The sequence below is a fragment of the Nguyenibacter vanlangensis genome, assembly GCF_038719015.1.
GTDB classification, from domain to species: domain Bacteria; phylum Pseudomonadota; class Alphaproteobacteria; order Acetobacterales; family Acetobacteraceae; genus Gluconacetobacter; species Gluconacetobacter vanlangensis.
Genome location: NZ_CP152276.1, coordinates 4,412,487 through 4,426,567, shown reverse-complemented (window position 1 = coordinate 4,426,567; position 14,081 = coordinate 4,412,487). Strand labels below are relative to the sequence as shown.

The following is a 14,081-nucleotide window of genomic DNA, read 5'->3' as shown; positions in this document are numbered from 1 at the left end:
GGCCATGATGACCGCACCCATACCAAGGGAATGGTCGCAATACGCTTCCTTACCTTGATAAGGGTGAGATTCGACGACATCGTTTCAATTTTCCTGCTTAATTTTCAAGTAATCGGGCGCGGGTGGGTCGAACTATACGCGCAATGTGGCGATGCGAGCTTCGTCTGCCGACGGTGTGGCATCTCCATGATCTGACACAGTCACTCGATACAATCCATCGCGTGCTGGTTCGTCATGGCAGGAACGAGACGATATAACCGCCCCATACCGGGTGATCGAGTTCGACGACTGCTCGCGCTACAAATTACTGGGCGTATATCGCCGTCGAACAGAAAAAAACCGCTCGATTTCCTTGATCGCGTTATCGACAAAATGCCCTTTGGCATACAGCGCGTGCAGACTGATCGAGGGCTTGAATTCTTCGCGGAGGCCGTCCAGTAGCGCTTGCGTGACTGGGACATCAAGTGTCGCCCGATCCCGCCGTGTTCTCCTCATCTCACTGGCAAGGTCGAGTGCACCCAACACACTGATGGCCGCCTTTGCAGAGTGACTGCACGTCCCCATACCCGCTTGCTGGCGCATCACCGATCAATCGCGTCATCGCGTTGAGGGATCGAACATCGATGCGAGAAGAGATCGAAGCCGGCTTTGATCCAGCAATTGAACGAATCCGACACAGCAATTATCGTCTCGATCAGGCTCTCGCAGCGGTGAAATGATCTGTCCAGACCTACGGAATTACCGGATGCTCAACATCATCGGTGGGATACCGAATCGCGTATCACCAGAGCCGTCGCGATTCGTATAATGTCGCGTGGTTTGTCGCGGCGCGCCAGCGTATCCAAAAGGCGTCCGGTCCCGATCCGCCCCAACTCGGCCGCATCCTGCCGGATCGTCGTCAGCTTCGGTGTAACCAGGTCGGCCAGCGCGGTGTCATCAAAACCAACGATTGACATATCGTCGGGAACACGAACGTCATGGCGCCGCAACTCTTCCAGCATCCCGATCGCGATGTAGTCGCTGGCGGCGAATACCGCGTCCGGTCGCGCGGGGCGGGCCAGAATTTCCCGGACCACCTCACGACCGAACTGTTGGGTATAGTCGTGATGGAAGACATGGCTGTCGGGACACGCAAGCCCGGCCTGCCGATGCGCCAACCGGAACCCCTCCAGACGCTCCTGTACACTCATCAGGGAGGCAGGGCCCGTTACGTGAAAGATCAACCTGTGCCCGGTCTCGATCAGATGCCGGGTGGCATCGTATGCCCCTTCGACATTATGGCAGAATACCTTGTCTTGCGTTGTGCCAGGAATATCCTCATCGAGAATGACCACTTCGTCGTAACGACGGATCTCGAGCTGCAGGCGCCGATTGTCGGGCCGGTTCGTCACGAACAGCAACCCATCGACAATTGAATCGTCGATCCAACGCAGAAAACCCAGTTCCTTCTCCGGATGGTTCCGGCTGATTCCCAGGATCAGGTTATAGCCCCGCTCCGACGCGGTCTGCTCAACGGCTTCCGCCATTTCGGAAAAGAAGGGGTTGGAAATTTCGGGCACCACCAGCCCGAGCGTCTCGCTGCCGCCCTTGCTCAGCCGCCTGGCGAGCAGGTTACGCCGATAGCCCAGGGCTTCGACCGCCTCGTCGATCTTGCGCCCCGTGTCCTGGGGCAGCCTGATCGATTTGTTCAGGTATCGCGAGACAGCCGCCTTCGAAAGACCCGCCTTGTCGGCGACATCTTGAATGGTAGGCGCCTTTTTCTTCATCAGCAGCGTCCAGCACATCAAGGACCGGGACATGAAGCCGCATCGATCCGGGCCTCATACTAATCGCCAATCCCCGCGCGCACAACGGCGGCCCCAATCATCACGGCTTGACAACGGAATGCGTATCCGATTTCATTGGATAAACCGGTTTACCAAAAACCAGCGAACCGGTGCCGTCGTCCACCTCCCGACCCGCGGACCGGATGCCATGCTGACAGTTCATCGACGAAAACTGCTCTACGGCGCGTTAACGATGTGTCTGCCGGGTATCTGCCGGGCCGGAACGCCACAGCCGGGCAGCGTGCATATCGCGCTGGTGCAGACGACGGAATCCTCGGAATATTTTAACGAAATCACCCGTGGCGTCCGAACCGGGTGCAATCGCCTCGGCTATACCCTCTCTGTCTTCGACGCCGACAACAGCCCTGTCGCCCAGTCCGACGCCATCGAAACCTACGCTCAGCAGAAGGTCAGCGCCATCCTGCTCTGTGCCATCGATGTCTATGGTGTACGCGATGCGATCGACACGGCCCGCCGCTTCAACGTGCCCGTCATTGCGATCGACGCCATCGTTGCCGGAAAAACCATCGCCCAGATCGGCGTCGACAATATCCGCACCGCCGCGCGCCTGCTCGATGCCCTTCTCCAGCCCGGCCTCGTCCAGCCTACCCGCATCGGCATCATCGGCGCCACCGGTTCGTACATTCAGACCCTGCGCTATAGCGGTTTTCTCGATGCCATGAAAAAGGAGGCGCCTTTCATGCATGTATCCGGATTCGTCGATGGCCAGAACATCCTCGATTCAGCTCAGACAGCCGCCGAGGACCTGCTAGCCGCCGCGCCGGACCTCGACCTGATCTACGCCACCGGAGAGCCTGCCATGATCGGCGCGCTCTCCGCCCTGCAAACCAGCCCACCACGCAGGACCGTCCACCTGGCCGGTTGGGACATGTCTCCTGAGATCAACAAGGGCCTGCGCGACGGCATCGTCCTTGCCACCGCCGTTCAGGATACCGTCCGCATGGGCGAAGCGGCGGTAAAGGCCGTCCACCACTGGCTGCACGACATGCCAGTCCCCCACGACATCATCGTTCCCGCGACCATCGTCACCCCCCAATATCCTCACGGCATCCTGTGATGTGCAGCCATGACCAATCCTTCCGTCGCCCCGGCCGTGGACATGCGGCGCATAACCCGCCGTTTCGGTGCCATCACGCCGCTGCGCGGAGTCGATCTGTCCATCGGCCACGGCGAAGTGCTTGGCCTGCTAGGCGACAACGGTGCCGGCAAATCCACCCTGACCAAGATCCTTTCCGGTGCCCTGGCGCCGAGCAGCGGCGAGATCCTCATTGATGGGCGGCCCTGCCACTTCGCCTCGCCGCGCGACGCGCAGGATGCCGGCATTCATATGGTCTACCAGGACCTTTCCCTGTGTGGCTCGATCGATGTCGCGGGCAATCTTTTCATGGGGCGTGAGCCCACGCGTCGTATTCTCGGACTTCCTTTCCTCGACACGGGAGCGATGCATCGGCGAAGCGCGGAGATGCTCCAGGGCCTGGGGGTGGTGATCCGCGACACGCACGCCCGCGTGGACAGCCTGTCCGGCGGCCAGCGGCAGGCAATCGCCATCGCCCGTGCCGCTGCCTTCAACCCCCGCGTGCTGATCCTGGACGAGCCCACCGCGGCGCTCGCCGTGATGGAGGTCGAAGCCGTTCTTGATTTAATAAAGAAACTTCGTGACCAGGGAGTGACCGTGATTCTCATCACGCACCGGCTCCAGGATCTCTTCCATGTCTGTGATCGGGTCGCCGTCATCCGCGACGGTATCGTCGCCGCCGAGCGACGGATCGGCGACACCAATATCGGAGAACTCGTCGATTTGATTGTGGGAGAGCGCTTCCATGCCCGTTCCGCATACTAGGCAGCCCCACACGCCCCAACAAAATGCCGCGCGGCGCATGCGCCTGCCCAAGGCCGCCCTGCTGCTCGAACGGCAACCTGGCCTGGCCAGCGTGGTCTGCCTGCTGCTGGTGTGCGTTCTGATCTTCTCGTTCTGCGCGCCCTCCTTTCTATCCCTGGCCAACTTTCTGACCATTCTGCGCCAGAATGCCGGGTCTTTCATTTCCGCCGCGGCAATGACGCTGGTCATCACCACTGGCGGCATCGACCTTTCCATCGGTGCGGTTGCCGCGTTCAGCGGGATCGCCATGGCTGTCCTTGCCACATTCTGGCACCTGCCTTCCGTCCTGGCCCTGGCGGGCGCGCTGCTGGCAGGAACTGTAGCGGGTACGACCAACGGCCTTCTGATCACTCGCATCGGCATGGCGCCCTTCATCGTCACGCTGGCCACCATGTCCGTCTTTCGCGGGCTTTCCCTGCTGATCGCCCAGGGCTATTCCCTACCGCTGCCAGAAAACGCACCCCTGCTCGAATGGCCGGGACGCGGCTGGATCGGCCCCTTTCCAGTCCCCGCCGTCATCATGCTCGGCTGCGTCGCCGCCGCCGGTATCACCCTGCACTGCACCCGCTTCGGACGCTACGTCACAGGCATCGGCTCCAACCAGGAGGGCGTGCGCCGGACGGGCGTGAACGTCCGCCGCGTCTCGCTGACTGTCTATGCACTCAGCGGCCTCGCCGCCGCCTTGTCGGGCATCCTCATGACCGGACGGCTGGGCAGCGCCTCGTCCAATATCGGTGTCGGCTTCGAACTCGACGTCATCGCCGCCGTCGTCCTGGGCGGCACCAGCCTCGCCGGCGGCTACGGTTCCGTCATCGGCTCGGCTCTGGGCATCCTCACCCTCGCCTGCCTGAAGAACGGCCTCATCCTCGCCCACGTCTCTCCCTTCCTCACCCAGATCCTCACCGGCCTTATCACCATCGGCGCTATCTGGATCAACATGACCCTCAAGGGCAGAGTCATCTTCGGAATCGGGAAAAGCGATCATGACGACTGAAAATGCCGGAACCGGTTCCATCGGCGTCCTCGGCGGCCGGCTCATGACCGTCAACGGCCCCATCGCGCCCGACCAGATGGGCATCACCCTGATGCATGAACACATCATGCTCGACGCCTCGAAGAAATGGGTCGCGCCCTCCTGTGCCTGCCACCACTCGTGGGCGATGCGGCCGCTGGCGATGGACATGCTGGGCGAAATCGCGATGAACCCGCTGGGCAACCGCGACAACTGCATGCTCGACAGCGCCGACCTCGCGGTCGAGGAACTGAAGAAATTCGGTGCGCTCGGCGGCCGCACTGTGATCGACCCGACCAATGTCGGCATCGGCCGCGCTCCCGCGACCCTGCGCGACATTGCCCGGCGAACCGGGCTGAACATCGTCATGGGCGCCGGATATTATCTCCAGCCGTCCCATCCCGACTATGTGGGTCCGGAAAGCGCCGACCAGCTTGCCCGACGCATCATCCGCGATGTCGGCGGCACGGCGGACAGGCCGGACATCGTGGCCGGCATCGTCGGGGAGATCGGCATCTCCTCCACCATGACGAAGGACGAGGAAAAAGTCCTGCGCGCCGCCGCGATTGCCTCGGCCGAGACCTCGGTCCCCCTTTCGATCCATCTTCCCGCCTGGCGGCGCGTCGCCCACGACATGCTCGACATCGCAGAAGAACAGGGCGCGGACCTCAATCACGTGATCCTCTGCCACATGAACCCCAGCCTTTCCGACCCGGGCTACCAGCACAGCCTGGCCGAGCGCGGCGCCTACCTCGAATACGACATGATCTCCATGTCCTATTATTATCCGGAGGAAGACGCCCAGTGCCCCTCCGACGACGAAAACGCCAAGGCTATCGTCCAACTTTTCGAACGAGGATACGGAAGGAAAGTCCTCGTCTCGCACGACGTATTCCTCAAGAGCATGCTCACCCGCTACGGAGGGCATGGTTACGGATACATCCTGCGTCATTTCGTTCCCCGCCTGAAACGCCTCGGGCTGGGGGACCGCGACATCGAACAGCTCCTCGTCGCGAATCCCAGGCAAGCCATGTGCGGCGGACAACAACTCTGAAAGAGAAAATTCCGTGTTGGAAAAAAAGAAGATCCTTCTCGTCGGCGAATCGTGGATCAGTTCCGCCAGCCACGCCAAGGGATTTGACCAGTTCTTCACCACCACCGCGCATAGTGGTGCCGTCAACTTCCTCAACGCTATGCGCGACACGTCCTACGACGTCACGCACATGCCCTCGGAGGTGGCGCAGAGCCAGTTTCCGGCGGCGGTCGAGGATCTCTCTCAGTACGCCGCCATCATCCTCTCCGACATCGGCGCCAACACCCTGCTGATCCATCCGGACACATGGCTGCACAGCAAGGCCTTTCCCAACCGGCTGAAGGTCATCGTCGAATATGTGAAGAACGGCGGCGGCATCATGATGGTCGGGGGTTATCTCAGCTTCCAGGGCGTCAACGGGCAGGCACGCTACCGCAACACGCCGATCGAACGGCTCCTTCCCGTCGCCTGCCTGCCCTATGACGACCGGCAGGAAACGCCCGAGGGTAGTCCCGTCAGCGTCGTCGATGCCGCCCATCCCGTCGTCGCCGGCCTGCCCGGGACGTGGCCGCCCCTTCTCGGCTACAACGAGGTCACGCTTCACCCCGACGCGACGCTCGTCGCCACGGTGGGCGAAGACAGCCATCCCCTCATCGCCGTGCGGGACCTGGGTCGCGGCCGCTCGCTCGTCTGGACCAGCGACATGTCCGTCCACTGGATGCCGGACGACTACCTGGCATGGCCCGGTTACAGGACACTCTGGCTGAACTGCCTCGACTGGCTGACGACACGGACCTGACCCCCATGACCAGGCAACACACCGACCCCGTCGTGCTTCTCCAGGACCTGATCCGAATTCCCAGCCTGAATCCACCCGGCGACGAGGTGGCCTGCGCGCAATTCTGCGCCGGCATTCTCGACGCCATCGGGTTCGCGGTTACGGTCATCGGTTTCGGTGAACGCCGGGTCAATCTCATCGCCCACCCCCCTGGCCGGCGGCCGGGGGGGACTCTCGGCTTCTCCGGCCACCTCGATACCGTTCCTCTGGGCGGCAAGGCGTGGACCTACCCGCCCTTTTCGGGTGAATGCGTCGACGGGCGCGTCTATGGGCGCGGTAGTTCGGACATGAAGGGCGGAATCGCCGCCTTCATGTCCGCATGCGCCCGCCACCATGCGAACACCGGCCATTGTCCCGACGTCACCATCATCCTGACCGGCGGCGAGGAAACCGGATGCGAAGGCGCGGCGGCCCTCGCAACCTCCCCCCTGCTGGCCGACTGCATGTTCAGGGGCCTGCTGATCGGCGAATCCACACGCAATTATCCCGTCCTGGGGCACAAGGGCGTCGCCTGGTTCGAATGCACCGCCGAAGGCCGCACGGCTCACGCCGCCATGCCGGAATTCGGCGTGAACGCCATCTACAAGGCCACGGATGCGATCGCCCGCATCCGCGCGGTCGACCTGGGCGCGGACGATCCGATCATCGGAAAGACGACCATCAATATCGGAACGTTCCAAGGCGGGCTGAACATCAATTCCGTCCCCGACAGGGCGACCTTCACGGTCGATGCCCGCACCGGCAGCGCGGACAGCCATGTAAGGATCGCCGACACGATCCGAAAATGCCTGTGTAATGCGATATCGCTGCAAAAGCGCCTCGACATCCCGCCTGTCGTCGCTTCGCCAAACGACCCGTTCGTACAGGCCGTCCGGACAATCGCCACCCGGCACGGAATTCCCGACCGGGGAATCGCCACCGTTCCCTATTTCACGGATGCGGCCATCCTTTCCCCAGCCTTCGGAAATGCGCCTGCAGTCATCATCGGCCCGGGCGAACCCGACGTCGCCCATCAAACCGACGAATTTTGTCCCGTCGACGCCCTCCTGACCGCCACCAACCTCTATCACGACTGCATCGAGGCCTTCGGCCCCACCTCCGAATTATAGACAGGATTCGAAATATCCGGATTCGCAAGGATTTCTCCGAAAAACGCTCCAACGGTATTTTTTATAACGATATCGAAATATATTGACGGAAATCAAACCGCATTTTATTAATAAACCGGTTTATTTCTTCTGGTCTCAAAACCCCGCCTTTCGCCAGCCAGGTCCGGAGACCTCGAGACATCATTGCCCGTCTACGACAAACACGTTCCACGGAGGCAACCCATGAGTCACAGAAATGCGCTGTTGGCGACCTCTTCCATCGTCATTCCCATCATCGGCCTCCTTGCCGGCCCCAAGGCCCATGCGGACAGCCGCAGCCATCTTCCGGAGAGCATTCCCGCTTCCTCGACGGTTTCCATGAAACCGCCCCCGCGTCCCACCAAACGCGCCTCGGCCCCCCTACACGGTGTCAAGGCGGAGGAAATCAACGTCGCCGCGGCCCACCTGCACATCTCTTCGGGTGGCGGCATGATACAGCGGCGCGACGACACCCGATCGGTCCAGTCCGTCAGCGCGGACTATATCGCCAAGCAGAACCCGACCTCGAACGTCGTCGGTCTTCTCTCTATGATGCCCAGCGTCAATTCCATGTCCCAGGAACCGACCGGGATTCTCAGCAACGGCATCATGGTTCGCGGCCTCACCGTCGACGACATGGGCTGGGTCCTCGACGGCGCGCCCACCCTCTCTCCCGGCGCCGGCAGATTCCAGGCGGAAATGCTCGACAGTGAAAACATGGATCGCGTCTCGATCACGCCTGGCTCCAGTTCCACCGATGACCCCGTCACCTCGGCCACCGGCGGCGTCATCTATACGAAGATGAAGGACCCGTCGGAAAAAGCCCGCACCCAGGTCGATTTCACCTACGGTACCTTCAATACCTATCGCGGCTTCATCAGGCTTGACAGCGGCGAAATCGGCCACTCGGACATCAGGGCCTTCGTGTCCTACTCCAGCGCCTCGACCGATTTCTGGCGCGGCCCCGGTATCGCCAAGAAGCAGCATGTCGACTTCAAGCTGCTCAAATCCTTTAATAACGGCAGCACGTTCGCGTTCGAATCCGTCTTCAACAACAACAAGAACGGATATTACTATTATCCGACCCAACAGGAATGGCGGCAATATCGCTGGATCAACCCGGATGCGACCTATAGCGGCATCCACGACGGTTCCTATTACAAGCTCAACCAGACATCGCTGTTTTATTCAGGTACGGTTCTCGCGCCCATCCATGTGATGCTCAGCCCCCGCCTCACCTGGGATACAACTCCGTATTTCTGGTACGGTTTCGGCTGGGGGCCCGGCGGCACGACCCTCACGCAGGGCCAGACCTATCTCGGCAATCAGCGTGTGGACGTCAATCTCGCGCAGGGAACGGGAGGCGTCGCCCAGAACGGGCAGCAATATCTCGTCTCGACCGGTTTCGGCGGCCCGACCTATATCGGCGGCATAAACTCGAAATTCGCCTGGACCCACGGCCACAACACCGTGACCCTGGGCTACTGGTACGAAAATTATAATCTGCGCGAAAAGGATCCCGTGGGCTTCATCAACCAGGAAACCGGCGACCCTGCCGATCTCAGCCACAGCTATAATTATTATCGTCTGGCAAACGGACACCTCTATTACTACGACAATTATTTCCTTCACTATCAGCTCAATTCACCATACATCATGGACACATTGCGCCTGCTGAAGGACAGACTGGTCATCAACGCCGGCTTCAAGGACGTGATGGTGACGCGCGGCGTCGACAACTACGTCCCCGGTTCGACTCCCCATATGGGAATCAGCGAAAACATCCCGCTGCCCTCCCTCGGCGCCCGCTACAATTTCGATCGCGCCAACCAAGTCTATATCAATGCCGAAGGCGATTACCGGCAACCCTTCATGGGTTCGACCGCCGAACAGTATAGCGTCAGCAGCGGGGCCATGACGACAGGTGCCAATTCCCCGAAATCCCAATACGCAATCAAGGAGGAAATCGGCTACCGCTATAATGGCGACCGGCTGATTGCCTCGGTTTCCTTCTTCAACATGAACATGACCAACCGCCTGCTGACGCTCAACACCTATCAGGAAGGCGTCCAAGTCCAGCGCGAATTGAATGCCGGCGGGCAGACCAGCCGCGGCGTCGATGTCCAGATCGGCACGATTCCTCTCTGGGGCCGCTTTACACCTTACGTTACCTTCGCCTATCTCGACGCGCGCCAGGACAACAACCTGCGGACCGTCGACAGCAACGGCCAGGTCGATTATCTACGCACCGCCGGAAAGACTCAGGTCGCCAGCCCCCATTACCAGGCAGGCCTCGGCCTGTCCTACGACGACGGTACTTTCTTTGGCAGCGTGAACGTGAAATACATCAGCTCGCAATACGCGACATTGATGAATGACGAAAAAATGCCCGGATACATCAACAACAGCGTCATCCTGGGATACAGGCTACCGAAATTCGCGGTCCTGAATCGCCCGTCGATCCAGGTCAACCTGAACAACATCAACAATTCAACGCAAAGAACCGGCATCTACGGGTTCAGCGACAATGCCAGGACCAGCACGGGCGTCCTCGGCGGCACCATCGCAGGCAGTTCGCCGACGTACTATGTCGAACCGGGTTTTTCCGCTCTCATGACCGTCCGTGTACCCATGGAATGAGGCGTGACCGGACGGCCTGATCTTCTGATCTTACCTCCTGAAATGCCCTCGATTTGAAGTGAGGTGGAGATCTCCAAAAACTGAAGCGGCCCCCGAAAATGGGGCCGGGGCCTAAGTTCGAGATCGGCGACTACTTGTTCTTGAGCAGGACCAGTTGTAGACGTTTCTTCCAAATCTTTCGCGAATAGAACATCGCCCTCACGAACATGCTGGCCCTCTTCAGCATGTCGGGCCACAATGATGCCGGGTTGAATGGCGCCGATCGACAGGACGTCGCCTTTCGGCGTCATTTGGCCAGCGGTGTGAACGCGGCACGTGTAGTTTTCGAAGCCGAATAGAAGCGTCGTTACCAGAATCAGGCCGGTACAACTCCAGGCCACAATCTTTACAGGAAGAGTCTGGCGACCTGAACACGCCCGAGCCTGGCATTACGGCGTCCGTCAGCGACTTCGCGGCGAAAGAAATTATCCAACGTCGACCTGTCTTGCGACGTGCCATTTCTGAACATAAATACCAATTTTTCGGTTTAATAAAGTATAAAAATCAAAAATTGCCGACAAAAACGAGAATAAAATCGCAATATAAATGTTTTGCTTACAGAAAAAATCCGACAAATTTTTATAAGCAGCAAAGAAAGGTAATATAGTAAAAAATACGCCTGCTACGGGCACCCATGGTGACGTAATCTTGGCGCTGCCCAGAAAATAAAAAGAAATTATGGAGCACATAAAAATGACAGATATCGGAATGCAATATAGTATAGTTGCATAAATTTGGAGTGGATCCATGACATAGAAATAGTCAAATATAGAGTGCTCAAGGCATGTTACAAACATTATTAACACAGAATATTTTAATCCACCTTTTCTTGAGGAGGCAATATATACCGCTGCAGCATCTTGAATTATCAAGGCCAAGTGAATGTCGATATCGAATGGTATACTTTGCGATAGCACAAATTTTCTGCTATTAGTCGCTATTCCCGGCATTCGAAATATTCCTTCGATCAAACCGAAAAAATATCCTATTCCCAGGAAACATTTAACCTGATCAGGAGATGTCGGTTTTATCTTCAGAAAGCCTAACAAGCAGATAGCACCTATTGTTTTAATAGACTCCTCTGTAAACCCAATCCGAAGATAGGGAAATAAATTACCAATACAAAATCTAGTTAATTCAATATTTGAAATATAACTTTCAGTGCGGCCACAAATAATGACAATAACCAAAGAAATAAAAAATGTGGCCGACAAAAAAAATCGCGTGCCATCAATTGGAAAACGCCGCAACCAGATGGTTGGGTAAAAGCATAAACAGATCAGCACACATGCATCTGACAGTATATTCACGAAAATTCTAGCCTTGTACAGTAATCCTTATAGGAATAGCAAAAAGCGGAACGACACCAAAGCGCCATTCCCTCAACTGTCAGCGAGCCATCTGATGACCGAAGCCGCACTGGTCATAATACGGATGAGAGTGGAGCACGCCGCTTTGTGCGCCCGCGGTCATTGTGCTTCCGCATCCCCAGCCGCTGCCGCTGCCGCTGCCGCTGTCTTGCTGGCCCCATTCACGTCCTTCCACCCCTTGCCAGGATAGCATATATGCGCCCCGCTCGCGCTCTTATTGGATCTATTTCTGTCTGATCAGCATATCGGCTTTCGCTGCACCTACTGTTGCGAACCTTCCGCCAAATTTGAAGGTTTTTTGGAACAATGCGGGGCGATTATTTCTTTCCTCGTCGCTTGCTGACTCAGCAGATTATGCCGGGCCTCAGCGTGCCGGGCTCGCTGCGACCCACTTCATTTTATTAACGAATCGGTTTTCCAAAGGCTACCGGCCTTTGGCGGGGTGCGGGGCGGCGCCCCGGGCGGGAGTTTCTTGATGCATCATGATCTGTTGATATAATTCGGCACCCAACAGGAGAGGTGTCATGGCCACCCCGCAGCGTGAGAAATTCGCGACCCAGGTCGATCCGCAGATCCTGCAGGCGGTGCGGGATCTGGCCCGCAGCGAAGGGCGGCAGCTCCAGGCCCTGGTCGATGAGGCGCTGGCCGACCTGATTGAGAAGCGGAAACGGCAGCGTCCGCGTGCCCATGTCATGGCGGCCTACCAGGCCAGCCATGAGACCTTCGCGCCGCTCTACCGGAAACTGGCCGAGTGACGGTGACCTGGACCTTCCTGGCCATCAACGGCGCGCGGCTGACGGCCAGCGCCGGTGAAACGGAAGATTTTATTCTCGGCCTCTATGCCGGCGGGACGTTTGATTTCGGGCATTTGCAGCCGTGGCTTCGCGGCCATGTCGCCACGAGCGAGTCCTGATGGTGTGCAGACTGTGCAGACCGTGACGGCTATTCACTTGATCAACGAATCGGTTTCCAAAGGCTGCCGGCCTTTGGCGGGGTCTAGAGCGGGGTCTGGGGCGGCGCCCCGGGCGGGGGCGGTGCGTTCGGCGTCGAACATGTAGTCGCGGGTCAGGGGCACGGCGTCGATCGCGCGGGTGATCTGGAGCTGGAAGTTCATGTGGCCCTGGACGCGGAAGGAGAGTTCCACCCCGGCCAGGTAGAATTCGAACATCCGGCAGAACCGCTCGTCGTAGAGCGCGCGGATCCTGTCGCGGTTGGCGGCGAAGCGGGCGCGCCAGTGGGCGATCGTCTTGGCGTAGTGCAGGCGCAGGATTTCGCAATCCGTCACCCACAAATTCGATTTTTCGATCGCGGCGAAGGTTTCGCTGAGCGCCGGGGAATAGCCGCCGGGGAAGATGTAGCGGTCGAGCCAGGGATTGGTCGAGCCCGGCGGGTCGTTGCGGCCGATCGAATGCAGCAGCATGACCCCGTCGGGGGCCAGGATGTCGTGCACCACGCGGAAGAAGCGGCGGTAATGGCCGATGCCGACATGTTCGAACATGCCGACCGAGACGATGCGGTCGAAGCGCCGCGTCACCGCGCGGTAATCGAGCAGTTCGAAGCGCACCCGGTCGGCCAGCCCGGCCGCCCGCGCGCGGTCGCGCGCGACGGCGAGCTGTTCGTGCGACAGGGTGATGCCGGTGACGCGGGCGCCGTAGTCGCGCGCGAGCGTCAGCGCCATGCCGCCCCAGCCGCAGCCGATATCCAGCACCTCGAGATCGGGGCGGTCGAGGCGGAGCTTGGCGGCGATATGGTGTTTCTTGGCACGCTGGGCCTCTTCCAGCGTTTCGTCGCCGCGCGGGAAATAGGCGCAGGAATATTGCCGGTCGGCATCGAGAAACAGGTCGTAGAGCGCGCCGTTGAGGTCGTAATGGTGGGCGACGTTGCGGCGCGCGCGCCAGGCCGGGTTGAATTGCGTCCAGGTGCGCTTGGCGTGGCGGACCAGCCGGGCCGCGGCCTCGCCGACATGGCCGGCATGCATGCTGTTGGACATGAGCACGTGCAGCATGTCGTAGAGCGAGCAGTCGAGCGGAAGGACCTGGCCGTCCATATAGGCCTCGCCGAACGCCAGGGCGGGATTGACGATCAGGCGGCGTTCGACGGCGGGGGAGAGGATGCGCAATCCGGCGACGGGACCGGGCGTGCCGACATAGGTGCGCCGCGTGCCGTCGGAAAAGACGACGTCCAGCCGCCCATGCGCGATGAAGCTGCGAAAGATCCTGTCGATGACCGGCGTCATGCCGCGTTCCCCTCCCTGCTTTCGGCTTGGGAGCGAGCATGACGGGCGCGCGGCGATCCG

12 protein-coding genes and 1 pseudogene are annotated in these 14,081 nt (G+C 59.6%); 10 read left to right on the top strand and 3 right to left on the bottom strand.

Going from position 1 to position 14,081, the window contains the following annotated elements; genetic code table 11:
• Window positions 1-111: 111 nt before the first annotated feature.
• A pseudogene (locus tag AAC691_RS20665) lies at window positions 112-719 on the top strand (hypothetical protein).
• A gap of 36 nt (window positions 720-755) precedes the next feature.
• On the opposite strand, the gene AAC691_RS20660 reads toward AAC691_RS20665, so the two are convergent.
• The gene (locus AAC691_RS20660; protein ID WP_342628294.1) at window positions 756-1,799 is read right to left on the bottom strand and encodes a LacI family DNA-binding transcriptional regulator; all 1,044 of its coding nucleotides are present in this window, start codon (window positions 1,797-1,799) and stop codon (window positions 756-758) included.
• 175 nt (window positions 1,800-1,974) lie between these two features.
• Between AAC691_RS20660 and AAC691_RS20655 the strand changes: the two genes are divergently transcribed.
• From AAC691_RS20655 to AAC691_RS20625, 7 genes are all read left to right on the top strand, one after another.
• A complete protein-coding gene (locus AAC691_RS20655) occupies window positions 1,975-2,904 on the top strand; it encodes a substrate-binding domain-containing protein (protein ID WP_342628293.1) in 930 nt (309 codons plus the stop codon).
• Window positions 2,905-2,913: 9 nt separating this feature from the next.
• The gene (locus AAC691_RS20650; protein WP_342628292.1) at window positions 2,914-3,687 is read left to right on the top strand and encodes an ATP-binding cassette domain-containing protein; all 774 of its coding nucleotides are present in this window, start codon (window positions 2,914-2,916) and stop codon (window positions 3,685-3,687) included.
• Window positions 3,688-3,724: 37 nt separating this feature from the next.
• On the top strand, window positions 3,725-4,720 hold the full coding sequence (locus tag AAC691_RS20645) for an ABC transporter permease (RefSeq protein ID WP_342628291.1): 996 nt from the start codon (window positions 3,725-3,727) through the stop codon (window positions 4,718-4,720).
• Window positions 4,721-4,796: 76 nt separating this feature from the next.
• Entirely contained in the window at window positions 4,797-5,792 is a 996-nt protein-coding gene (locus AAC691_RS20640) for a phosphotriesterase-related protein (RefSeq protein WP_342628290.1), read from the top strand.
• A gap of 13 nt (window positions 5,793-5,805) precedes the next feature.
• Complete coding sequence (locus AAC691_RS20635; protein ID WP_342628289.1) at window positions 5,806-6,570, top strand: glutamine amidotransferase; 765 nt, start codon at window positions 5,806-5,808, stop codon at window positions 6,568-6,570.
• 5 nt (window positions 6,571-6,575) lie between these two features.
• Complete coding sequence (locus tag AAC691_RS20630; protein ID WP_342628288.1) at window positions 6,576-7,718, top strand: M20 family metallopeptidase; 1,143 nt, start codon at window positions 6,576-6,578, stop codon at window positions 7,716-7,718.
• A gap of 222 nt (window positions 7,719-7,940) precedes the next feature.
• Window positions 7,941-10,376: a TonB-dependent receptor gene (locus tag AAC691_RS20625; protein WP_342628287.1), complete on the top strand. Its 2,436-nt coding sequence runs from the start codon at window positions 7,941-7,943 to the stop codon at window positions 10,374-10,376.
• Between the two features lie 464 nt (window positions 10,377-10,840).
• Here AAC691_RS20625 and AAC691_RS20620 read toward each other — a convergent pair whose 3' ends face one another.
• A complete protein-coding gene (locus tag AAC691_RS20620) occupies window positions 10,841-11,725 on the bottom strand; it encodes a hypothetical protein (RefSeq protein ID WP_342628286.1) in 885 nt (294 codons plus the stop codon).
• A gap of 584 nt (window positions 11,726-12,309) precedes the next feature.
• On the opposite strand from AAC691_RS20620, the gene AAC691_RS20615 reads away from it, so the two are divergent.
• Both AAC691_RS20615 and AAC691_RS20610 read left to right on the top strand, forming a co-directional pair.
• On the top strand, window positions 12,310-12,540 hold the full coding sequence (locus AAC691_RS20615; protein ID WP_342628285.1) for a hypothetical protein: 231 nt from the start codon (window positions 12,310-12,312) through the stop codon (window positions 12,538-12,540).
• A complete protein-coding gene (locus AAC691_RS20610) occupies window positions 12,537-12,698 on the top strand; it encodes a hypothetical protein (protein WP_342628284.1) in 162 nt (53 codons plus the stop codon). Before AAC691_RS20615 ends, AAC691_RS20610 begins: the two co-directional genes overlap by 4 nt.
• Window positions 12,699-12,731: 33 nt before the next feature.
• On the opposite strand, the gene AAC691_RS20605 is transcribed toward AAC691_RS20610, so the two are convergent.
• Window positions 12,732-14,021: a cyclopropane-fatty-acyl-phospholipid synthase family protein gene (locus AAC691_RS20605; RefSeq protein ID WP_342628283.1), complete on the bottom strand. Its 1,290-nt coding sequence runs from the start codon at window positions 14,019-14,021 to the stop codon at window positions 12,732-12,734.
• Between the last annotated feature and the right edge of the window lie 60 nt (window positions 14,022-14,081).